Annotated in this window: 18 protein-coding genes; 10 read left to right on the forward strand and 8 right to left on the reverse strand. The window is 43.7% G+C overall.

Going from position 1 to position 22,347, the window contains the following annotated elements; translation table 11 throughout:
* Positions 1 to 34: 34 nt before the first annotated feature.
* Together V7R42_RS18825 and V7R42_RS18830 are read left to right on the forward strand one after the other, a co-directional pair.
* On the forward strand, positions 35 to 2,284 hold the full coding sequence (locus tag V7R42_RS18825) for an acyl-CoA dehydrogenase (RefSeq protein ID WP_334022128.1): 2,250 nt from the start codon (positions 35 to 37) through the stop codon (positions 2,282 to 2,284).
* Positions 2,285 to 2,438: 154 nt separating this feature from the next.
* On the forward strand, positions 2,439 to 3,155 hold the full coding sequence (locus V7R42_RS18830; RefSeq protein WP_334022131.1) for a hypothetical protein: 717 nt from the start codon (positions 2,439 to 2,441) through the stop codon (positions 3,153 to 3,155).
* 76 nt (positions 3,156 to 3,231) lie between these two features.
* Here the strand turns inward: V7R42_RS18830 and V7R42_RS18835 are convergent, their stop codons facing one another.
* The gene (locus tag V7R42_RS18835; protein WP_334022133.1) at positions 3,232 to 5,742 is read right to left on the reverse strand and encodes a TonB-dependent receptor; all 2,511 of its coding nucleotides are present in this window, start codon (positions 5,740 to 5,742) and stop codon (positions 3,232 to 3,234) included.
* A 437-nt stretch (positions 5,743 to 6,179) separates the two neighbouring features.
* Between V7R42_RS18835 and V7R42_RS18840 the strand changes: the two genes are divergently transcribed.
* Both V7R42_RS18840 and V7R42_RS18845 read left to right on the forward strand, forming a co-directional pair.
* A complete protein-coding gene (locus V7R42_RS18840; protein ID WP_334022135.1) occupies positions 6,180 to 8,204 on the forward strand; it encodes a putative bifunctional diguanylate cyclase/phosphodiesterase in 2,025 nt (674 codons plus the stop codon).
* Between the two features lie 5 nt (positions 8,205 to 8,209).
* Positions 8,210 to 8,797: a thymidine kinase gene (locus V7R42_RS18845; protein WP_334022138.1), complete on the forward strand. Its 588-nt coding sequence runs from the start codon at positions 8,210 to 8,212 to the stop codon at positions 8,795 to 8,797.
* A 228-nt stretch (positions 8,798 to 9,025) separates the two neighbouring features.
* On the opposite strand, the gene V7R42_RS18850 is transcribed toward V7R42_RS18845, so the two are convergent.
* Both V7R42_RS18850 and upp read right to left on the reverse strand, forming a co-directional pair.
* A complete protein-coding gene (locus tag V7R42_RS18850; RefSeq protein WP_334022141.1) occupies positions 9,026 to 10,051 on the reverse strand; it encodes a LacI family DNA-binding transcriptional regulator in 1,026 nt (341 codons plus the stop codon).
* A 186-nt stretch (positions 10,052 to 10,237) separates the two neighbouring features.
* Entirely contained in the window at positions 10,238 to 10,867 is a 630-nt protein-coding gene (gene upp, locus V7R42_RS18855) for a uracil phosphoribosyltransferase (protein WP_334022143.1), read from the reverse strand.
* 306 nt (positions 10,868 to 11,173) lie between these two features.
* Here upp and V7R42_RS18860 point away from each other — a divergent pair, with 306 nt between their 5' ends.
* Positions 11,174 to 12,457 carry a pectin acetylesterase-family hydrolase gene (locus tag V7R42_RS18860; protein WP_334022145.1) on the forward strand — a complete coding sequence of 428 codons (1,284 nt, stop codon included), beginning with the start codon at positions 11,174 to 11,176 and terminating at the stop codon, positions 12,455 to 12,457.
* A gap of 86 nt (positions 12,458 to 12,543) precedes the next feature.
* Here V7R42_RS18860 and V7R42_RS18865 read toward each other — a convergent pair whose 3' ends face one another.
* The 4 genes from V7R42_RS18865 to V7R42_RS18880 all read right to left on the reverse strand — a co-directional run bounded on the left by V7R42_RS18865 (position 12,544) and on the right by V7R42_RS18880 (position 17,174).
* A complete protein-coding gene (locus V7R42_RS18865; RefSeq protein ID WP_014950268.1) occupies positions 12,544 to 12,765 on the reverse strand; it encodes an XRE family transcriptional regulator in 222 nt (73 codons plus the stop codon).
* Between the two features lie 447 nt (positions 12,766 to 13,212).
* The gene (ylqF, locus tag V7R42_RS18870) at positions 13,213 to 14,214 is read right to left on the reverse strand and encodes a ribosome biogenesis GTPase YlqF (protein WP_334022149.1); all 1,002 of its coding nucleotides are present in this window, start codon (positions 14,212 to 14,214) and stop codon (positions 13,213 to 13,215) included.
* A 38-nt stretch (positions 14,215 to 14,252) separates the two neighbouring features.
* The gene (locus tag V7R42_RS18875) at positions 14,253 to 15,050 is read right to left on the reverse strand and encodes a TrmH family RNA methyltransferase (RefSeq protein ID WP_334022152.1); all 798 of its coding nucleotides are present in this window, start codon (positions 15,048 to 15,050) and stop codon (positions 14,253 to 14,255) included.
* A 93-nt stretch (positions 15,051 to 15,143) separates the two neighbouring features.
* Positions 15,144 to 17,174: an aminotransferase class I/II-fold pyridoxal phosphate-dependent enzyme gene (locus V7R42_RS18880; protein WP_334022154.1), complete on the reverse strand. Its 2,031-nt coding sequence runs from the start codon at positions 17,172 to 17,174 to the stop codon at positions 15,144 to 15,146.
* A 169-nt stretch (positions 17,175 to 17,343) separates the two neighbouring features.
* On the opposite strand from V7R42_RS18880, the gene V7R42_RS18885 reads away from it, so the two are divergent.
* From V7R42_RS18885 to V7R42_RS18895, 3 genes are all read left to right on the forward strand, one after another.
* Complete coding sequence (locus V7R42_RS18885) at positions 17,344 to 17,709, forward strand: hypothetical protein (protein WP_334022157.1); 366 nt, start codon at positions 17,344 to 17,346, stop codon at positions 17,707 to 17,709.
* A 1-nt stretch (position 17,710) separates the two neighbouring features.
* Positions 17,711 to 17,842, forward strand: coding sequence for a hypothetical protein (locus V7R42_RS18890; RefSeq protein ID WP_334022159.1), 132 nt, complete (start codon positions 17,711 to 17,713; stop codon positions 17,840 to 17,842).
* Positions 17,843 to 17,935: 93 nt separating this feature from the next.
* Positions 17,936 to 18,592 (forward strand): crotonase/enoyl-CoA hydratase family protein, encoded by a 657-nt coding sequence (locus V7R42_RS18895; RefSeq protein WP_334022161.1) that lies wholly within the window; start codon positions 17,936 to 17,938, stop codon positions 18,590 to 18,592.
* 58 nt (positions 18,593 to 18,650) lie between these two features.
* On the opposite strand, the gene V7R42_RS18900 is transcribed toward V7R42_RS18895, so the two are convergent.
* On the reverse strand, positions 18,651 to 19,166 hold the full coding sequence (locus tag V7R42_RS18900) for an Mpo1 family 2-hydroxy fatty acid dioxygenase (protein WP_334022164.1): 516 nt from the start codon (positions 19,164 to 19,166) through the stop codon (positions 18,651 to 18,653).
* Positions 19,167 to 19,347: 181 nt separating this feature from the next.
* On the opposite strand from V7R42_RS18900, the gene V7R42_RS18905 reads away from it, so the two are divergent.
* Together V7R42_RS18905 and betB are read left to right on the forward strand one after the other, a co-directional pair.
* A complete protein-coding gene (locus V7R42_RS18905) occupies positions 19,348 to 20,211 on the forward strand; it encodes an META domain-containing protein (protein WP_334022166.1) in 864 nt (287 codons plus the stop codon).
* 665 nt (positions 20,212 to 20,876) lie between these two features.
* Positions 20,877 to 22,343 (forward strand): betaine-aldehyde dehydrogenase, encoded by a 1,467-nt coding sequence (betB, locus tag V7R42_RS18910; protein WP_334022170.1) that lies wholly within the window; start codon positions 20,877 to 20,879, stop codon positions 22,341 to 22,343.
* The last annotated feature ends 4 nt before the right edge of the window (positions 22,344 to 22,347 follow it).

Here is a 22,347-nt window from a genome sequence, read left to right on the forward strand (position 1 = left end):
TAAAACAACTGGTCAGATGAGCGGATGAGTTATTATGAGTATCAGAACTAGCTTAAAAAAAGTATTACCCCCAATTTCAGTCACAGAACAAGAAGCCCTAGATGCGGGTGACGTGTGGATTGAATCTTCTATTTATCAGGGTAAGCCTGACATGCAGGCACTACGTGATATCCCTCAGGCAAAACTGAGCGCGGATGAACAAGCATTCATGGACGGTCCGGTAACTGAATTACTGAACATGATCGATGATTTCGAGCTCGGTAACGGTAAGCATATTCCTCAAGAAGTTTTAGACTTTCTTGGCAAGAACCGTTTCTTCTCTATGATCATTCCAAAGAAATTTGGCGGTCTTGAGTTCAGCCCTTATGCAAACTCAACCATTGTTGCAACAATTGCTGCGAAAAGCGGTGCAATTGCAGTAACCGTTATGGTGCCTAACTCGTTAGGTCCGGGCGAGCTTCTTATGCACTATGGTACAAACGAGCAGCAAGACTACTGGCTACCTCGTCTAGCAGACGGTCGCGACATTCCGTGCTTCGCGCTAACCAGCCCAGAAGCAGGTTCAGACGCGGGTGCTATTCCAGACGCGGCTATCGTAACCAAAGGCGAATTCAATGGTGAAGAGGTACTAGGTCTACGCGTAAGCTGGGACAAGCGCTACATTACACTTGCACCAATCGCGACAGTACTAGGTCTTGCATTTAAAGTATTCGATCCAGATCAACTTCTTGGTGACAAATTAGAGCTAGGTATTACTTGCGCTCTTCTTCCTAAGTCTCACCCGGGTGTAGAACTAGGTAACCGTCACGATCCAATGGGTGTACGTTTCTACAACGGTACTACTCGTGGTCAAGACGTGTTCATTCCAATGGATTTCATCATTGGTGGTCAAAAGAACATTGGACGCGGCTGGCAGATGCTAGTTAGCTGTCTTGGTGCAGGTCGTGGTATTTCACTTCCAGCAATGGGCGTGGCTACTGCACAGTCTGCATTCAAAGGCACGGTTGAATATTCATTCGTACGCGAGCAGTTTGGTCTTCCAATTGGCCGCTTCGAAGGTATTCAAGAGAAAATGGCGGACATCGCAGGTAAGACGTTTTTACTTGAAGCAATGCGTGTTTTAACCACTGAAGGCCTTGGACTAGGTGTTAAGCCATCGGTAGTAACGGCAATTGCCAAGTACCACATGACTGAGCTTGGTCGTGATGTAATGAACTCTGCAATGGATATTCAAGCGGGTAAGGCGATTCAACGCGGCCCTCAGAATACGCTAGCAGGTGGATATGCTGCACTTCCAATTGCAATTACAGTTGAAGGCGCAAACATCCTTACTCGAAATCTTATGATCTTTGGGCAAGGTGCAATGCGTTGCCACCCTTACCTCAAAGATATGGTTGACCTCATTCACAGCAACGAAAGTTCAGCGGATGCGGAGTTCAACAAGGTACTTCGTAAGACCGTTGGCTTCAGTGTTAAAAATGCATTCCGCAGCTTAGGTAAAGGTTACCTTCCTTTCCTACGTGAAAGTGAGTCTGCATTACCGGAAGTTCGTAAGTATGAGAAGCGTGTAAATAGCATCTCTGCAAAACTAGCACCACTTGCTGATTTGTCGCTAGCTGTACTAGGCGGTGACCTTAAGAAAGCTGAGCTTCTATCAGCACGTCTAGGTGACGTAATGAGCTATCTGTACGGTGCCATGGCAGCGATTCGTTTCTACGAGCAACACATTGAAGACAGAAAACTTGCGCTGCCGTATTTTGAATACGCAATGCAGTGGTCGTTACAACAGGCTGAACAGGCAATTGTTAACTTTATCAACAATTTCCCGAACACGGCGACACGTGGTCTAATGCGTCTTCTTACCAACACCTACACAAACAGTGTGGCAGGTATCAGCGATGACCTAGTGCGTGAGCTTTCTATTGCGTCTATGCAAGATAACAGCGTGAAAGCGCAGCTTACTCACCTTGTTCGCGTTACGCCAGGAGACGGAAACGACATCAACGAGCAAGCATTTAAAGCGAAGCACGCAGTAGCGCACCTTCTTGGTAAAGTGCAAAAAGCACTTCGCAAAGAGCCTGTTGTGCCGTTCATCTCTTTTGAGCACGCACTAAACAAGCTACAAGAAAAAGGCGTAGTAACGGCTGATGAAGCAGCCAAGCTTCACGACTACAACGAGAAGCGCAAGCTAGCAGTTCGTGTAGACGAATACACGTTCGATATGGAACTTGTTCCGGCGTCACAGACGCTTAAAGCAATCGACGGTGGCCAAAACGCTGCATAAGCTGTCGTAACTGCTGTACGATTCTTAATATACTCTTAATAAAGCCCTATCCATGAGATAGGGCTTTTTATTTGGCTAGTAAACTGCCTTTCTATTGTTACATTCCTACTCTACTCTTAACTAACCATGGTTTTCTTAAACAAGGACTTGTAGAGTGAAAACAAAACGCTTAATTAGCATTCAAACTATTTCAACCTATTTTGTTCTCTTTTTGTCTTCACTACTACTCAACTCGGACGTTAAAGCCCAGCATGATGATTCTAGTTTTGTTATTGGAGAGCTAACTCATCCTCGCGTACAAAGCTTTTATAAACCACTTATTGCGCGAGCGTATCAAGATATTGGTATCAAGGTCACATTCGAAAAAGTCGGCGGTGAAAGAGGTTTGCGGCTTTTGAATGAAGGGGTGACAGACGCTGACGTTATTCGCTATGACGTAGTCTCTCAGCCCGACAACAATATTGTTATTGTTCCCCCAGCCCTTTCTCGTGGCGCATCATTTCTATTGTGTATACGAGGAGCAAAGTGCAACAAAAGCATAATTCAACAACCGGATAAAGCAATAGCCGTCACTACCCGCTTTTTCTTCAATATGCATGCTAAACCTGACGAGTTAAATGCCAACATTTTTGAATTTGACGACTTTCACCACGTCATAAATTTATTACTTAACGGGCGATTTGACTACGCTATTTTACCGAGCGATTATTCTGAAGGGGCTATTTTTGAGCAGGCGGGCATTAAGTACATTCCGCTGGTAGAGCATGAGCTGGTACACGTGGTACACAAGAAACATAGCCATTTAATTGAGCAACTATCTGCTGCCATTAGAAAACAGCTTCAGTTACTCAATAAAATAGAAAATGAATAGACACAAAAACGCCCGCATTAGATGCGGGCGTTGAGTCTGTTTTAACTAGTACTTAGTCGCACTGTATTTATGCGTGTTAGTCGAACATGTACTTAAGCGACAATACCGTGGTACGGCCGTTTAGAGGACGTGCTCTTACGTAACTACCCACGTCCGCAGTGCCTTCTTCTGACTCTGTGATGATAAATTCATCAGTAGCGTTATTCACGTTAAGCGATACAGAAAATTGATCGTTCACCCAATAAGTTGCAAACAAGTTTACTAAGGTATAGCCCTCTTGTTTAAGATCATTATTGTCCTGAACATAGTACTCTGTCGAGCCTTGCAGTGATGCACCAACAGACCATGTGTCAGTAACGTATTCAGGGGTGATAGTCCAAATCCAATCTGCTTGGCGACGTGGAGTATTACCTTCAAGCGCTGGATTGTTAACGTCTTTACTTATTTCAGCGTCTGTCCACGTTAAGTTACCAGACATGACGAAATTATCCGTTGCATTCCAGCGACCTTCTAGCTCAAGACCTGTCGCTTCGTATTCACGCATAAACGTAAGGCCGCTAGTTACTTCTGCTTGTGTATCTTCAGTAACCGTATCAAACAGGGTAGCGTTAACCATTAGGTCTTTCGTACCGTATTTGTAACCTACCTCTAATTGCTTTGTGGTGTCATAACCCGAAGTTGTACTGGTTAAGCTGCCATCGGCGTTTAACGTGCCGCCAATCTGAAGTAGACGGTCTGCAATTGCGCGGCCACCTTTCGAATAGCGTGCAAAGAATGTTTGACTATCGCTTAGTAAGTACGAACCGCCGATAGAGTAAGATGTGTTGTTAGCGCTGTAATCAACAATTTGAGAAGCGGCACCCGCTCGGTTCAAGTTAATGACACCACCGCTGATAAAGCCGCTGTTCGTTGCAGACGCATCTTCAATCTGTTCTATTACACCATTACCGTTTAAGTCAAAATCAGCGTTACCACCACAGCATGAGCTGATAAGTTCACCGGATGCCTCAGTGGTATCGTGACGTACCGACGCATCGATAAGAATGTTGTCAGACAGTTCGAAGCCAATATTCATGTATGGCGCTTTAGTTACGTAGTTCAGATCCCATTCCCAAGAAAGGAAGCTTGCAGATAATAAACCGTTAGACACGAGTTCAACGCCATCACCATTGGTAATATTAAGCAACTGAGAATTGTCACCGTCTAGGGTTTGAATAAAGGTCTGCCAGCTTGACCAGCTTGTCGCGATGTCTTGGTTTGAGTAGTAGTAACCCACGGTTAGATCGATACCGTTATCAAACTCTTTACGCAAGCTGAAATCATTGATCATGTTACCCAAATCGTTGATACGCGTGTCGAACTGTAGGTTGGTGAATGCTTGACCGGTGTAAACGTCACCTGCACCTGGGCCGTTCGCCAGAGTCACCGTAGTGCTGTCGCAGTTCAAAGGGTTACCATCGCCGTCAAGTGCGCCGTCACAAAGTGCTGATGCAAAGTTCGAAACATCACCTGGGCCCGCTGGGAAACCATCGGTAAATGGCGCGATAAAGCCACCTGAAATATCAGAAATACGGAACTTGTTAAGTAAAAACAGGTTTTCGGCTACTTCTAAGTCAACTTCTACACCAAAAGCGCTAACTTTAGATTCGATGCCATCGCGAACGTCTCTATTCTCAGGGTTACCATAGCTATCAAAAGTAGAAATATTTGTGTTGTACGCCGAGTTTAACGCTTGAGAGCTGGCGTCATAGCCTGGCACTGGACCGTACTCGCCATCGCCTTTTACCAGTACAGGCGAAGGAAGATAGGTTGAGACTTTATCGTCTAGATTTTTGTAGTAGAAACGAATGTGGCCGTTATCTAGCATTTTGGTAATGTTAAACTTAACTTGACCGCCTTGGTCTCCGTTATAGCCTGTTTCACGAGGACCTTCTCCGCCTCGCGCGAAGCCTGCGATATGGTAGTAAAGGTCATCTGTGATTTCGCCGCCGTAGCGAAAATCTAAACGAAACTCTTCATAGTCTACACCAAATGAAGTGCCAATGGCACCGCCACCGACTTCACCTGTGTTGCTAATCATGTTGATTACACCACCCGGCGAATTACTTGCAAACGTTGATGCTGAACCACCGCGTACTGCTTCCACATTGGCAACAGACCAATCGTAACGTAAAAAGTTATCGGCGTTACCGAAGTTGATATCACCATATTCTAAAACAGGCAAACCATCTTCATGGATTTGTAAGAATTTAGAACCACCTGTCGCTAATGGGATACCTCGAATAGTGATATTAGCGTTACCACCACCGCCCGAAGATTCAGCACGAATACCTGGTAAAGCGCGAAACACTTCAGCAGTAGAGCGTGGTGCGAGCTTGAGGATATCTTCCTCGTCAAATGCACTTACAGAAACACTCGCTTCTTGCATCGTTGCGCCACCTGGTGCAGCGGTTACCACTATCTGTTCATATTTTTCTTTAGTTTTCGCTTCAGCTTCTGGGCTGGCACTTTCTTGTGCGATAACCGCGCCAGAAAGTGCAGTACAAACGGCGAGTGTCAGTGTGTTGAGTGTGTGATGTTTTTTCATGTTTTCTCCGGCAATGTGTTGGAGTTGTTAAATCCTAAGTAGCCGACACCCTAACTACTAGGGCTGGGGCAGCACAACCAAACTTAATCGATTAAGAATCTATAACAAAAAATCAACATTGTAAACAACCTGTGAAGAAATTTAACTCGAAAGTATTACAAAATCGCTTTAATATTTGCACAAATCGGCTGTTACATATACAAACACAAAGAAGTGACAAACTTTAAAACGCCAAATATCGATTAAGAAGAAACCCAGAATTTGAGCTGCAAAAAATATCAAATTGGCGTTATTATTTTTCAAAATAAGCATACCGATAGTATGTTATTTACTCTGTGCTAACCTAATATATAGCGCAAATAGTTGAAAGTGCCCAAAGCAACATGAAAGTATAAGTTTTGCCAAGCGTGCTAAGCACCCATCCAGTTATAAAAAAGGTGTTTTTGTTGAAAGCAGATCAAGAGTTAAAGCCGCAATTAGAGGTTGAGCGAGATACTACCGATATGCTCATTGGCAACAGTTTTATCGGGTTTCTCATGACAATGTTTGCCTTCTCAGGCTTATTGTTTTTTTTCGAAAGCGATCCTTTAGTATTCGCACAGAAATTTCAGATTTGGATATTAATGATGAGCGTGTCAATTGTACGCCTTATTGATGCAATATACTGGCGTATTAATCTTTCAGGAACGGCATATTATCCACGGCCTGCATTAATAAGGTTTTCAATTGGGCTATATATCACAGCAATTATTTGGGGTGCTTACTCTATCCTTTTTTATTCAACCATGACAACGATTGAGCTTGCAGCCACTATGGTAGTGCTCTCTGCCATGTCAGGAGGAGCTGGAACGGTTCTAGCGCCAAGCAAAAACCTTGTTGGTTTTTACTCGTCCGCGCTTCTTATTCCCATGTCTTTGTGCGCTATATTTGATGAAAACGGCGAGTTTTTTGTGCTGGGCATACTTGGTCTGATATTTTGGTTTGGTATTTTCACTAGTGCATTTCGCTACCATAGATTTTTTATCAGCACCGTACATCTAAAAGCAAAGAATAATAAGCTAATTGAACAAATGAAAATTGAGCGAAATGAAACGGAAAAAGTGAACAAGTTGCTTACCGTCTCAAACCAAAAGCTCGATGAATCTAACTTAAATTTGGAAGCGAAAGTTGAGCGAAGGACGGCAGAATTATACCGGCTTTCAAATAGAGATCCGCTCACAGACTTACCCAACAGGAATGGGTTCTTGAAATATCTAAACGACCTCTTAGACACATCGCGGGTGCATGAAAACTCCCTTGCGGTGCTCTTTATCGATTTAGATGGTTTTAAACAGGTTAACGACAGCTTAGGCCACAAAATAGGTGATATCGTACTCGTTGAAATCGCTAAAAGACTTCGTAATTACACAGGAGATAACCATTTAGGACGATGGGGAGGTGACGAGTTTGTTGCTGTTGTTCCCTATGCGAATATTGATGCCGCCAAAGCCGTAGCGCTTGCGATGCGAAGTGGTGTCACCATTCCAATCATTGCCGATGACAACCAGGTTACACTTGATGCCACTATTGGTATTGCAATGTATCCTTCTCATGGCGAAACCGCGCATGACTTAATTCAGCACGCTGACTTAACTATGTATGACCAAAAGCGCAAACAGCGTGGTTCGGTGAGCGTGTTTAATGAAGCTTTACTGTCTGAAATCAGGCAAGAGCAAAAACTCTGCGAACGGCTTCGCACAGCGATAGTAAACGGCGAATTTACTGTTTTCTATCAACCGATTATCAATGCGAGTAATCAGTCTTTGTCTGGTGTTGAAGCGCTGTTAAGGTGGAAATGCGACGATGAATATGTCTCCCCTACTGTTTTTATTCCCCTTGCAGAAAGAAGCGGACTAATGCCAGAAATTGGTGAGTGGGTATTAAATAGAGCACTTATTGACCTCTCTCAGTGGCAATTTAATCACGAAATATCAATGTCCGTGAACGTATCGGTGACGCAGCTTTCAGATGACAACTTCTCCAATGTATTAGATCGTGCGCTTAAAACAACGCAAGTAGCCCCCGAGCAATTGCATCTGGAGATTACTGAAAGTGCCTTTACGATAGACAGAAAACTGATAAGCAAGCGAGTAAACGAACTGGTTGAACGAAAGGTGAAAATATCGATAGATGACTTCGGGACTGGGTACTCTTCGCTGAGCAGGCTTCAATCAATGCCTTTCGACTTTATCAAAATAGACCGTTCTTTTATACAGAATAGGACTGAAGAGAGTGATACCATAATAAGAGCGACAATCTTAATGGCAAAAGAATTTGGCTGTAAAACCATTGCAGAAGGCATTGAAACCGCTGAGCATGAAACACACGTAGCAATGCTTGGGGCCGATTACCTGCAAGGTTTTCATTTTGCAAAACCTATGAACGCTAATAACTTTATTTCTTGGTACAACGAAAATTACTAAAAACCATGGCTCAACTTTATTTCTACTATTCCGCGATGAACGCAGGAAAATCGACGTCTCTTCTCCAGTCAGCATACAACTATCGCGAGCGAGGTATGCATTCTATCATTTACACAGCGGCACTCGATGACCGATATGGAGTAGGTAAAGTCACCTCTAGAATTGGCCTTCAGGCAGACGCAAAACTTTACAACAAAGAAGACGACTTATTTTTATCAATTCGCAAGGACTGTGAAGAGCGAAAGCCAGATTGTGTATTTATCGATGAGGCGCAATTTCTTACGAAAAAACAAGCTAGACAGCTTGTGGAAGTGGTTGATGAGTTAGATGTTCCAGTACTTGCTTATGGCCTACGGACTGACTTTTTAGGCGAAACTTTTGAAGGCAGCCACTATTTGTTAGCGTGGGCAGACAAACTTTTCGAATTAAAAACGGTGTGTCACTGTGGCAGAAAAGCGAATTTTGTCGTTAGGCTGGATGAAAATGGTAATGCTGTTAAAAACGGAGACCAGGTACAAATTGGCGGAAACGACCGATACGAGTCCATGTGTCGAAAACACTTTAAAGCGCTCGTTTGGGATGAGCAACGTTAATGTGAACAACACACGTGTAAGCAGAGAAAAGGGCGAGTAGAAATTATACCAGCCCTAGATAATTACCCTCTCAGCAAAACTTAAAATGTTCGACATCGCGGGGGTTACCTCAAGTATAGTGGTTATTCATCAAGGTGACACAATAACGAGTACGGACATTTTGAACTCACCCTTGGCTATCAAAGACGTAGAATACTATTCTACGGCTTAGCCACATGAATGTGAGTTTTACACGGTTTCGCCTAAACGCACTTCGAAGGGCAACGTGCTTTTAGAAGTAACTTGCTCCAGAAGAGATCTTGCCGCTTCTACGCCTTTTTGAGAGCTCGATTGGCATACTGTCGTGAGGCGAGGTCGTGCACGCTCAGCTTCCTCAATACCGTCAAAGCCAGTAATCCTCAGTTCGCTAGGAACCTTAATGCCCTTTTCCAGTGCCATATGCAAAAGCTCTAGCGCGATAATGTCGCTCATACACAGCACAACATTGGGCCTTGGGGAGATAGTAAGTACTTCTTTCGCAGCTTGGCGGGCGAAGTGTCTATCACTTTCAGGAAGATGCCAAATAGCGTCATTACTCACTGCAATGCCTTTATCTTCAGCTGCTCTCATGTAGCCATCTAAGCGACGGTGGGCAATAGAGGTTTCAACATCAATAAGCGGGCTATCATAGATGCGACATGTTGCCGGTGAGTCGATTAGACGCAACCCTAAAATCGCAACAGAATCCCCCGTAGTCAGTGCATGACTAGCAACGCGATACGCAGCCTCTTCGTTATCAATATTTATCGACGGCTTATCTTCAATATCAAAGTCAACAGTAACCACGGGTTTGGGCGATACTGCCAACTCTGCTACCAAGTTAGTATTGCGGGGTTGCCCGTAGCAAATGAAACCATCGACAAAGTCTACAACATCAAGAATGCTGTCAGAGTCACCAGCGTACAGTAACAGATGTTTGCCATTTTCTTGCAGCGCTGAAGAAACACCTTTGATAAAGGTACTGGCAACAGGATCACTCACCATATATGAAATACTGTCAGCTAGCACCAAAGCCACGATATTTGATGTGCCCTTTCTAAGAATTTGTGCTGCTTTATTGGGACCACTGTAACCAATTTTCTTGCACTGCGCTAAAATCTCTTCGCGTTTTGCTTTTGACAATTGGTCTGGGCGGTTGAATGCATTTGAAATGGTCGCCGTCGAAACGCCCAACTGTTCAGCAACGTCCTTTAGGGTAAGTTTTGTTTTTTTCATTACTTTTAGCTCTTTTCACGAAACTAACTACCCACATTCACAAACAAAAAAGGGTAGCAAGCGTACGCTTTGTCTACCCTTTGACTATATCATTAACTTAAACGTTTAACGCATAAAATTTGTTGCAATTTTGATGAGTTGTGTAACCAATGATTCAATAGCTTAATTTTTTAGAGATTTTCGTCTCTATCGCGTTCCAAAAATTTTATCCCCGGCATCACCCAAGCCTGGTAGTATGTAACCTTTCTCGTTCAGCCTATCATCGATAGCCGCGGTAAAAATATCAACATCTGGGTGAGCCTCAACAACGGCTTTAATGCCTTCTGGCGCCGCAACGAGGAATAACCCCATTATTCTTCGACACCCTTTCTTTTTTAAAAGATCGATCGTCGCGATTAATGTACCGCCGGTCGCCAACATTGGGTCAACAATCAGCGCGGTACGTTCATCAATATTTTTTACCACCTTATCAAAATAGGCAACCGGCTGGAGCGTATCTTCGTCACGGTATAGTCCCACTACGCTAATCTTTGCATTTGGGATAAGCTCAAGCACGCCTTCAAGCATGCCTAAACCAGCACGCAGAATTGGAACAACAGTGATTTTCTTACCTTTGATCTGTCTTACTTCTACTTCGTCGCCCGACCAGCTTTTTATCATAGCGCGTTCGGTAGGGAGTGTTCGCGTTGCTTCATAAGTCAGAAGGTTTCCCACTTCAGAAGCAAGCTCGCGAAAATCTTTGCTGCTAATTTTAGCGTATCGCATAAGCCCTAATTTGTGCGCAATAAGCGGATGAGTAATTTCGTGAACGGCCATGTAAGACTCCTTGCAATCGATTTATCTATATTTTACCCCAGAAGTATTTTAGTTAAAGCGATTAGTCGTAAAAATATGTTTATCCAATGCTTTAAAACACCATAACAAAGCTAGACAGTGTCGCTAAATGTTATAACCTAGTGCACAGGTCAAATAATCGACTGTTTTGTGCAGGTCACGATCACGCCTGTGTAGCGCTTGCTAGTAAGATCGATAGAGAAAGTTTCAGGAAGTTTAATTTTCTCATAGCAGCCTAATCAAACTTACTATCCGAATCTCGTTAATTTAAGTCAAAAGGAATTGTTTATGTACGCTTATGTCAAACGTCTTTGTTATTGTGCTGTAATCGCACTAAGTTTCTGTGCCAACAACACCTTCGCTCAATGGGAGCAGATCACGCCACAGAGCGAAGTAGTGGTATCAGTACCCGGCGGCGGTGAAAAAGTTGTTTACCCATCATGCTCTCTCCCCGCTCTGCCGGGACCAGAGGGATTAACACCCAATCCATTCTCTTTTTATTTCGAACAAGGAGAAAGTGACAACCTTCTTATATACTTTAATGGTGGAGGTGCCTGCTGGGATAGTGCCACTTGCCTGGCGTCAATGCAGCTTGAGTTCGACGACAACCCTATGACTCGTGCGGCATACAACCCATCAGCCGTAGTCGAAAATACGCCAGTTATTGCAGGTGGAATAGTAGAAGATCTCGAAGAAAACCCTTTTAAGACTTGGTCAAAAGTCTTTATTCCTTACTGTACTGGCGACTTACACTTAGGTTCAAAAGACACACAGTATGTTGACGAGCTTGGTTTGGTTACAGGCCTACCTGGTGCCGAAATTACTTTAAAACATCGCGGTCACGATAACGCGCTAGTGGTTATGCAATGGATAAAAGAAAAACTGAAGAACGATGATTTGTCACCAAATAAAGTGTTACTCAGCGGAAGCAGTGCGGGTGGCTACGGTGCGACGTTCAACTTCCCTTACTTTCAGTTGCTGTTTGGTCGCACAAAAGTTGCGCTCTTTACTGATGCGTCGCTTGGCGTTATATCTCGCGGCTTTGCGCAAACGGTACTAAACTACCAAGGACCTTGGGGTATAGAACATACACTACCACGCAATCTCCAATCACTCATTGGCAATTTTAATCATCACTCGCTTAATAAGCAGGTAATGCTGCGATTGGCTTACCAGTACCCTTGGAACCGTTTTGCACAATATTCGACAGGCACCGACATTGTTCAAATTCAGTTTTCCAAAATCTCTGATCAAGTCTTTAAAGGTAATCTAAACCCGACAACATGGGGAGTAACAGAATCTGATTTGAGCTACATACTCGGCTGGCAGCTTCAAGCTATAGCGTCAGTACATGCACTATCAGCATTTACATGGAACTATCAATTTTACCTTGGTGAAGGCACATGTCACATGGTGCTAAACGATTTTTGTGAAGATCATGCCTTCCCTGTATCGTCACCCAGCCCGTTCTATAACGAGCAAAGTGCGCGGGGAATATCCTTTAACAAATGGCTACACACATTCGCTACGTCTCGCCGCTTTAGAGAAAATAGTGCGGCATATTATCAATAGCATACCCAGTACACACTTTTATTAGAGGGTAACTTATACCATGGCGAGTCCAACCTGACAGCGGTTGGGTTAGCCATCTTTTTAGGCTAACCTACTTGTAAGGTTGCACCATCGGGCATCGTCACTTCAATTTTCATGTTCCCACCAACCGCAGCTAAATATGCTGCTGCACGTTGAAGTGAAACGTCCTGAATACGTTTCGATTCCAACTTACTTACGCCAGAAGCCGTGACTGATAACGCCATTGCTACTACTTCCTGCTTAACTCTGTGCTGCTTTCTGATGTCGCCTAGTGTGATTTCTTTCATTGTCTTTTACCGAGAATTTCGGGCATAAAAAAGCCCAGATGGTGATACCTTCTGGGCTTTTGCAAAACGTTCTACCTGCAGTGCCCAGAAGCCAATACTTGCCCCTGAACACCGATGGTCAGGTGCAATCAATAATTAAAATTATAAAAATAACCAGTTGAAACGTTTTGCATGATAATTCTCTTTTCACAATGTGCTTGTACAAACGACCCTTTGCCGCGACTAAGCGAAATATTAAGGCTTCAGTCAATTCGTAAAATACTGAATTGCCCCTGTCACTTATCCTTAACCATACCATGAAGATAAGCAATAGCAATAACTTTCCAAAAAGGAAAGTACCCAGAGTAGCACATGCCGGTGAGCCCGCAGCGAGGAGTTAGGCATTAATACGGTGGTGAGTTAAAGCCTCCCCCCTGCTCCAACAAATGATGCTAACTTGTAGGGCAGTTATTTGTTCTTCTTCATTCTACGGCTTTGTTCTTGACGCTTTTCTTCTCTCTTTTCTTTTCTGTCTTTTTTATCTGGCGTTAGTGAACCCGTTTTGAACTTTTCTTTACGCTTAGCTTTTGCTTCAGCTTTCTTAGCGGCAGCTAACGCCATTTCTTCCTTTTCGACTTTTAGCATTTCGGGCGTCTCTAACGTAATGCGCCCTAACTTGCCCGACTGCAGTTCCTTAAGCAGAATTTCACATATTTTGTGAAGATTTACTCGCCCTCCCGCTTGAATTGCTCCACGGTTTTTGGCGGCGGCTTCTAAAAATTCAATTTCAGTATCTGGCAACTCGTCCAGTTTATAGCGCTCTTTCATTACCTCTGGATACGCTTGAATAAGGTAATCTGCCGCAAAAAAGCCGACATCGTCATATTCCATGGCGGTATTTTTAACAGCACCTGATGAAGCCAAACGATAGATTGAATGTGGGTTTTCAAGTTTAGGCCATAGTACGCCAGGCGTATCAAACAAGATAATACCGCTGCCTAAGTTGATGCGTTGCTGGCTTTTCGTTACTGCTGGCTCGTTGCCTGTTTTAGCAATAATGCGGTCAGCCAAAATATTGATTAGCGTCGATTTGCCAACGTTAGGTATCCCCGTAATCATGGCTTTAATTGCTTTAGGCTGACCTTCTTTATACGAACAAATGCTTTTCACCAGCTGCATAATTTGCTTGCTGTTGCCCGGATTGTCGCTAGAGGTCGTAATCGTCTTTACGCCACGCTCTTTCTCTAAGCTCTCCTGCCAGCGAGCTGTGATTTCTGGGTCAGCCAAGTCGTATTTATTAAGAATTTTAATACAGGGCTTATCGCCGCGTATTTTTGCAATTTCAGGGTTTTCACTGGAATACGGAATACGTGCGTCAAGCACCTCAATAAGAATGTCTACTTGATTAAGCGACTCTTTAATTTCTTTCAGGGCTTTGTGCATGTGCCCAGGGAACCATTGTAATGCCATGGTTGTTTCCTATCGTAATCTTGTTGAGGGAAGTGTGCTTAACGGGTTAATTCATAAGCGCAGATATTCACAGCGCTGGCTAAGTTTAACGAATCTATTTTACCGCTTCCCGCAATGGTATAAGCCGTTGCGTTAAGCTTTGATAGTGCGTCAACAGGCACGCCACGGGCTTCGTTTCCAAACAAATAACACTGGTAATCACCAAAGGTGTTAGAGGCGATATTGTTACCATTCATATCCAAGAAGGCGAAACGTTCGAACCGCTCGCTTAAGCTTTCGAGCGCTACATTTAATTCCATGTTCACATGGAAAATAGCCCCCATACTTGAGCGCACAACTTTCGAGTTGTATGGATCTACACTGTTCGGGCTTAGTAATAGCGTAAAATCACCAAACCACGCTAGCGTTCTTAGTATGGTGCCTAAATTGCCGGGGTCTTGAACTTCATACAAATAAATGTACTTTTCGGTACTGGATTTGTTTTCAGAAATATTAGTTTGTGACCGCTGGGAACTTAACGAAGGGTTAGGAAGTGGGACGCGAGCAATAATACCTTGAGGTGATTTTGTATCGCTGAGTTGCTGCATTTGTTGCGACGATACCTTTTCCACCCTCACACCTTCAACCTTCATAGCAGCGTTAGAGGTGGGAAGTCTTTCTTTTACCCACGCCTCATACTCAGCCGTTACATAAAGGGTGATATCACCTAAAGTACTGCTGCTATGCTGAGCAACATTAATTAACTCTAAAACTAAGTGCTCCCCTTCCACCAAATAGAATCCGAACTGCGTTCTAAATTTCTTTTGATGAAGCTTTTTTACGTCACTTAATTTCATTTGCACTGCCCTTATTATAACTTTCGGCGCAAGTGTAAGGTAAGCTCAGGAAAAGGCAAGGTGACAATGTACCTTGCCTGTAACATGGTTTACTTATTCTTCAGCAACAACATAGATGTCACCGTCGTAGATACCTTGCACGGTAAGCTTCTGACTTGCCAGTGCCTGAAGGTAATCAATATGCGCTTGCTCCACTTTTTGTCCCGGAACAATAAGCGGAATACCTGGAGGGTACGGTGTAATTAACCCTGCTGCGGTACGTCCAACACTGCTTTGCCATGCAATCGCTTCTCTAGGGCTGAAAAACGCTTTTGACGGAAGGTCGTCTAAATGAATTGGCGGGATGTCTGCCGGCAACGGACTCTTGCTTTTGCGCTTGCTCAGGTTAACGGCGCCGTCATCAAGACGTTTCAATGCGTTGTACAACCTTACAATTTTAGAGCGCATTCCGCCTAGCGTGAGCAATACTAAAATAGTGCTATGAGTAAACTTCTCTATTTCTAAACCGACTTCGTCCATTAAGAAACGATGAATTTCTTGATTTGAATAATCAAGCGCCGATACGTCAATTAAGATTTTAAGCGGATCGTGCCCAATGTTGTCACTTTCAAAGTGAGAAAACATATTCGCAAAGTCACTGGGCGAGAGAATTTTAAGTCGCTTGAACTTGGCCATTTGCGATTTGAGTTCGGCAACATTGCTTAGCAGCTCATTAAGAATTTTGTAGCCTTCCATTTCCAGCTGCTGACGACATACATCAAGCGAGGCAATGAGCTGATACTTAGGCGAGGTACTGGTGTGAATCGCGAAAACTTCTTTAAAGAAGTCTTTATCAAAGTCAGGGTCATTCACATGAATAAAGGATGCTTGCGAGAACGCTGACACCACTTTGTGCGCAGAGTGAGTAATATAGTCTGCCCCAGCGGCGATAGCGGAGTAGTCGCGCAATGCAGGATGGAACAAGGAATACGCAAACCATGCTTCGTCAATGAACACTTTAATGCCATGCTCATGGGCTAAATTCACCACCTGCTTAAGGTCGGTAAGTAACCCATCATAAGTGCAACCCGTCAGTACGATAAGTTTAGCGTCAGTATTCTCTTCAATGAGCTGCTTAATTTGCGCCATTCTAGGCGGTGAAAATATACCGTATTCAGGGTTAAATACACTGTCTAAATACACTGGCATGGCGCGCGCCTGAATAATACCGTAGTGCACTGACTTGTGGCAGTTTCTGTCGGCAATTACTTTATCGCCCTCACGCAACAGCGTCTGCAAAATGATTTTGTTTGATGTAGAAGAACCGTTTGTAACGAAATAGGAGTGACGAACTTCAAATGTATTCGCAACAGCAGCTTGCGCTTTACCAATAGCATGGGTGCCATCTGATAACGATCCTAAAGAGTCGACACTTACAGACAAATCACTAACGAACACGTTTCGACCAAAGAAACGATAAAAGTCACTGATATAGGGTGAATTTCTAAAGCTTGCGCCGCCGCTGTGACCTGGCGTATGCCACGAGTCATTAGACTCTACTACATAGTCTTTGTATTCAGTCCAAAACGGCGTTTCGTTTCTATCATCAAAGTCATTGATGATATAACCCAAAATGGATTCTGGGTCTGAAATGATGTCGTTGCGATAGAAGAAAGATTCGATGCCGTTGGCCTGGTTTACAATATCCAACCCTTTTACTGCATCACCTAAGACATACACGGGAAGTTCAGGGCGAATGCGTTTAATGGCGTCGATAACTCTGGCGTTATTATCTATGACAGCGTTGCGTGCAGACGACTTTTCGCTTGTGGTTTTCTCGTTCGCGCTTGGTGAACTGACACTGTCGGCAGCAGAGTGCGTATTTTCATTCGTTGCGCCATGTGACGGTACCACGTCTGTCAGCTCTTTAACCTTCGCCACCACATCCCAGCTAAAAACTACAGCTTGAATGTCACCGTCTTCACGAACAAATTGCAATGCCTTTGCAACGGAGTTCGCTTCAAGCAGGCTTATTTCAACGTCACTTCGGTCGAAGTAAGCAATGGTATTGCCTATACTAGACGTAATTTGTTCCAACAGATCAACAGCATCTTCTATAACAAGAATTTTTAAGTGAGGGCGCATTAACCAACCATGTAATTAATAATGAGTATTTGGCGCTAGGCCAAAACTCATAAAGCTAAGAATCAAAAAACTAAAACTAGTGTAACTCTGAATTTCAACGCTGTCGTGTAAACTCTTGCTCTGCTGTAGTAATAGTTTTTATTTAAGTTGAACAGGGGCAAAATCATATATGCATACATCTGCCTTTCTGGCTCAATCCCCACATGCCCACCTTTCAAACTCAACAGAGCACAAAAAGAACCTACGAGAATTCTTACACTACGCGAAAAACGTGCTTCCTTCTATTGCTTCAACGAAGAAAAACATCTGGCCAATACATCATGATCATTGTTTTATGCGGGTGATTTTAGACAATATTGTCGGTTGCGCGTGGTATGAGGTCATTCCGTCACCGGCCTATAAAAACTTGACCGACAAGCAAGCCAGCGCTGCATTAAACCTTGCAAGACAGATAGCCACTGAACGTGTCTCGCTTCACGCACTCAACCAACGCTCGAAACAATGGCGCGATAAGCAGCTAAAGTTGGAGTTTTAGCATGACAAAACGAACAACCATTAACGACGCAATTTTAATTCAGGACGGCCATGACCTAGAGCGAATAGTGAAAGATAAACGAGCGCATTGGAGGGCTAATAACGCGAAGATGATGCGTAAAGCACTTTCATAAACGATATCAATTACCTACAATCACGGCTAGAAAGTTGCGCTTAACAGAATGTGGCGTACATTAATTCTTACCCAGAAAGTGACAGGACATACCATGGCGTTTAATTTAGCTATTAATGACGATATTGCAGTAATCACCTTTGACGACGGAAAAGTTAACGCCGTAGGCTTTGCGCTTATTCAGCAGTTTAACGATGCCTTAGACGAAGCCGAGCAAAACGCGAAAGCGGTTGTATTACATGGAGGTGAAGGCAAGTTCTGCGGAGGGTTTGATTTATCGGTAATGAAAGCAGACGACAAAGCGAAACAACATGAGTTGGTGTCAAAAGGCGCTGATTTAATTGTGCGTCTTTATAGCTTTCCACTCCCTGTTGTCGTTGCTGCAGAAGGCCACAGTATAGCGATGGGCGCAATTATGCTTATGGCTGCCGACTTGCGTATTGGTAAAGACGCAGATACTAAGTATGGCCTTAATGAAACCGCCATTGGCATGGTACTACCGCCTTTCGGCATGGAACTAGCCAAAGCTAGATTAGCTAATACGTCTCAAACCGAAGCCTTACTTTTCTCACGTATTTACCAAGGCAGTGAGGCGGTAAAAGCTGGCTTTTTGGATGCTGCGGTACCTCAAGAGCAGGTACTAGCCACCGCTATGGGTTATGCAGAAAAATTGAAGATGTTGCCTAGACAGTCTTTTGCTGAGTCTAAACTTCAGTTGCGTAAAGAGACGATAGCCAAGATGCAAGCCTAGGTCCTAGTTTGTAACAACGCGTTGAGGCTTGATATTTCAACGCGTTGTTTAGAAGTAGTTACTTTACAGGGCCAGAACGGCGTTCTATTTCTTCTTTAAGGGCACCTCTTAGGCCCAGCTCAAAGCTTAATTCCGCAAGCACAAATATCGGCCCTATCGCCAACCCCATAATGTCATCGACAAACGCAGGCTTTTTACCCTCATAGTGATGACCAATAAACTGAAGCACCCAACCACCGATAAAAATACCAAGTGAAATAGCAAGCCATGTTTCCATATCATTCTGTGCGATGGGCTGAGCGAAATAGACCATGGCCCCCGTGATAAACGTCATCACTACACCAAGTTTTATATCTAACTTAATGTAGAACGCATTACCAATCGCCCACACAAACAGCGCTGGACTTATAATCATATCCCCAAAAATTGGCGCGTTAACTAAAAACGCAGGCTTACTTAGTAGACAGAGTACCGAGAAAACAATTAACGGAATACCGACGTAATGGGTGTATATGTTTCTTTGGTCTCTGTGGTACTTGGCGTACTCACTTAAGTGCTGTTCTAAATTTTTCATACTGCATCAACCACAAATTAAATTGAGATTTCAGTTTACTCTGCTACTGCCCACACAAACTGTCGTCTTGACGACAAAGCAAACCAACATCCATTCAGCCATTTAAGATGAGAAAGTTAGGATGAACTTCGCAGGCAATCGCGAATCATAGTGAAATTGATTAAAAACAATTGGAGTTTTCATGACTTACAGGAAGTCCCTTTGGGCTTTGACAGGTTCTGCGCTTTTCTCTCTAACAGCGTGCAGCTCGGTCTCCTCTCTCTATTCACATGAAAGTGAAGGCAGTGAAAAGCATACCGAAGGCAAAGAACTTACGCTAGCTGCTAGTCATTGGCAGGTTGAAAGTGTAGGTCGGGCAGGAATTATTGATTTTAGCCATGTTACGCTTAACGTGAATTCAAACGGAGACACTAGCAGAGTAAGCGGCAGTACGGGTTGTAATCAGTTTACTGGAGCGCTAGATGTTGATGAAGCCGATACAGTATTTAGTGATAAAAGCTCAACTGAACCCTTTTCCACTGATAAACTCATCTTAACCAAAAAAGCGTGTGCGCCCGCGCTGATGAATCAAGAACAACGCTTCATCGATATGCTAACCGCATCGAAAAGTTATTCGATAGTGAAAAATACCTGGTTGGTGCTTTACGACAGAAATGGGAATGAAACAATTAAAGCAATTGTTGCACAGATTTCTCAATCGACGACCAGTAAAACGGCAAGTGCAACAAAAAGTAATGTAGATACGAGATTGCCTGAACCGGCTTCATCGCAAAAACAAGATGTTGTAAGCTCAAATGAACAAGAGTCGACCACAACGTACCAATGTGAAACGCCTAATGCCAATCTCGCTACGTTACGTGTAAATACGCTGGGGCCTAACACATTGGCTTTATCATTAAACAATACCCATCACATTGTACAGTTATCACGTTCAGCATCGGGGGCCAAATACACAAACAACAAGAATGTGGTGTTTTGGAATAAAGGCGATATTGCCACCCTTTCTATTAACTCAGGTTATTACCATTGCAGTTTAAGCACCTAAAGCGAAATCGACGCTTACTTGTCTGTTTTCACCTTGGCCTCTACTTTAATCTTTACCACACATGATGAAAGGGCCTCAGCTGCCCTTTTAGCTTCTGTTTTCAGCCCCAGCAAATTGCGTAGAGCAATTGCTTTTGGCCTCGCGAGATTAATCCTTACTTCCAACTCAATTAGTTTCAGTTAAACATTTTCACACCTTTAATTGGTCAATCTAAGCTGAATTAAGCAAAGGGATAGCCGATTCTCTATATATTTAATCTTTACACTTTTACTATTTTAAATCATAAGCTTAACAACATTTTTAACAGGCAAGCCCTTGTAATCTCGCTTCTGCAGCAACGCTCAAAAGTTGAAACAATAATTAGAACACTATACAATTTATTTTTATTGAACGACCAATCAAAATAAAAACATCAGTAAAAAGGTGTGTAGCGTTACGTTTAAACACCTTCAAACATGCGTCATTAGTGCAGTAGGTAATGATGTTTTTTTACAGGGCGTGACGTGTTTTATCCAAACGCGTTAGCACTTTAACAGAGAAAATAGTTTCAACACTATTCATCGTTTGAAACTATTTCTACGTATTAGGTATACGCAATAGAAGTTAACGCGCCGTACCCGCGAATTGGCGAAAGTTTTAGTCCTTTTAAAAGTAGGAGTTTATGCATGTCATTACCGACTTATCAGAATTTCATTCACGGCAAGCCGATGGCAAACAAAAGCAAAGAAACCTTTGCAGTAACCAACCCTGCAACCGGTGAGGTAATTTACCACGTAGAAGTGGCTGATGAGTTTATTCAACAAGAAGCAATCAAAAGCGCTAAAGAAGGTTTTGCGGTGTGGTCGGCAATGATGCCGATTGAAAGAACCCGCATTCTTAATAAAGCGGTTGCGCTACTTCGCGATCGTAATGACGAACTCGCAAAGTTAGAAGTACTTGATACCGGTAAGCCTATTCAAGAGGCCGACTGTGTAGACATTGAAACGGGTGCTGATGTTATTGAGTACTATGCCGGTCTTGCTCCCACTCAACTGGGTACCCAACAACCTGTGGGCGGCGACTTCTTTTACACGCGTAAAGAAGCGTTAGGTATCTGTGCCGGTATTGGCGCATGGAACTACCCTATTCAAATCGCCTGTTGGAAGTCAGGTCCAGCACTTGCCGCAGGTAATGCCTTTATTTTTAAACCGTCTGAAGAAACCCCAATGGGTGCGCTTAAATTGGCGGAAATCTTTATTGATGCAGGCGTACCTGCTGGCGTATTCAATGTGGTTCAGGGCGCTGCTGAAGTTGGTCAATGGCTTACTAACAGCACTGACATTGAGAAAGTCTCGTTTACTGGTGAAGTGGGCACGGGTAAAAAAGTAATGCAAAGCGCCGCGGTGTCGAACTTAAAAGATGTAACGATGGAGCTTGGCGGGAAGTCACCGCTTGTAGTATTCGACGATGCCGATATTAGCCAGGCTATCAGCGCCGCTATGCTGGGCAATTTCTATACCCAAGGCGAAATTTGCACCAACTGCACCCGTGTTTACGTTCAACGTTCTGTGTATCAAGCCTTTATTGATGAGCTTAAAACCCGTACCGAAAACAACATTGTTATGGGCGACCCGCTTGATCCTACCGTAAACCTAGGCGCACTTATCTCTAAAAAGCACCAAGAGCTGGTACTTAGCTACATTGCTAAAGGAAAAGAAGAAGGCGCAACGCTGTTAACTGGTGGTAATGCAGCCTCTCCGGCATCTGCACCAAATGGCTATTTTGTCGAGCCCACCATTTTCACAGACTGCACCGACGATATGACCATCGTAAAAGAAGAGATCTTCGGCCCAGTAATGAGCGTGTTGGTGTTCGATGATGAAGACGAAGTGATCGCACGCGCAAATGACACCGAGCTAGGTCTGGCAGCCGGTGTATTTAGTAAGGATATCCAACGTGCTCACCGCGTTATCCACCAACTACAAGCCGGTATTTGCTGGATAAATGCCTATGGTAACTCTCCTGCTGAAATGCCTGTAGGCGGCTACAAACAGTCTGGGATCGGACGTGAAAACGGCGTTGAAACGCTTAATTGCTACACCCAAACCAAATCGGTTTATGTAGGTATGAGCCAAATTGAGAGCCCGTTTTAAGCAG

The organism is Alteromonas sp. S015, assembly GCF_036864485.1.
GTDB lineage: Bacteria > Pseudomonadota > Gammaproteobacteria > Enterobacterales > Alteromonadaceae > Alteromonas.

What these genes read in the sequence shown, in the direction of transcription:
- V7R42_RS18825 (WP_334022128.1), top strand. Translation starts at nt 35, where the DNA reads ATGAGTATCAGAACTAGCTTAAAAAAAGTATTACCCCCAATTTCAGTC.
- V7R42_RS18835 (WP_334022133.1), bottom strand. Translation starts at nt 5,742, where the DNA reads ATGAAAAAACATCACACACTCAACACACTGACACTCGCCGTTTGTACT.
- V7R42_RS18845 (WP_334022138.1), top strand. Translation starts at nt 8,210, where the DNA reads ATGGCTCAACTTTATTTCTACTATTCCGCGATGAACGCAGGAAAATCG.
- V7R42_RS18850 (WP_334022141.1), bottom strand. Translation starts at nt 10,051, where the DNA reads ATGAAAAAAACAAAACTTACCCTAAAGGACGTTGCTGAACAGTTGGGC.
- upp (WP_334022143.1), bottom strand. Translation starts at nt 10,867, where the DNA reads ATGGCCGTTCACGAAATTACTCATCCGCTTATTGCGCACAAATTAGGG.
- V7R42_RS18860 (WP_334022145.1), top strand. Translation starts at nt 11,174, where the DNA reads ATGTACGCTTATGTCAAACGTCTTTGTTATTGTGCTGTAATCGCACTA.
- V7R42_RS18865 (WP_014950268.1), bottom strand. Translation starts at nt 12,765, where the DNA reads ATGAAAGAAATCACACTAGGCGACATCAGAAAGCAGCACAGAGTTAAG.
- ylqF (WP_334022149.1), bottom strand. Translation starts at nt 14,214, where the DNA reads ATGGCATTACAATGGTTCCCTGGGCACATGCACAAAGCCCTGAAAGAA.
- V7R42_RS18875 (WP_334022152.1), bottom strand. Translation starts at nt 15,050, where the DNA reads ATGAAATTAAGTGACGTAAAAAAGCTTCATCAAAAGAAATTTAGAACG.
- V7R42_RS18880 (WP_334022154.1), bottom strand. Translation starts at nt 17,174, where the DNA reads ATGCGCCCTCACTTAAAAATTCTTGTTATAGAAGATGCTGTTGATCTG.
- V7R42_RS18885 (WP_334022157.1), top strand. Translation starts at nt 17,344, where the DNA reads ATGCATACATCTGCCTTTCTGGCTCAATCCCCACATGCCCACCTTTCA.
- V7R42_RS18890 (WP_334022159.1), top strand. Translation starts at nt 17,711, where the DNA reads ATGACAAAACGAACAACCATTAACGACGCAATTTTAATTCAGGACGGC.
- V7R42_RS18895 (WP_334022161.1), top strand. Translation starts at nt 17,936, where the DNA reads ATGGCGTTTAATTTAGCTATTAATGACGATATTGCAGTAATCACCTTT.
- V7R42_RS18900 (WP_334022164.1), bottom strand. Translation starts at nt 19,166, where the DNA reads ATGAAAAATTTAGAACAGCACTTAAGTGAGTACGCCAAGTACCACAGA.
- V7R42_RS18905 (WP_334022166.1), top strand. Translation starts at nt 19,348, where the DNA reads ATGACTTACAGGAAGTCCCTTTGGGCTTTGACAGGTTCTGCGCTTTTC.
- betB (WP_334022170.1), top strand. Translation starts at nt 20,877, where the DNA reads ATGTCATTACCGACTTATCAGAATTTCATTCACGGCAAGCCGATGGCA.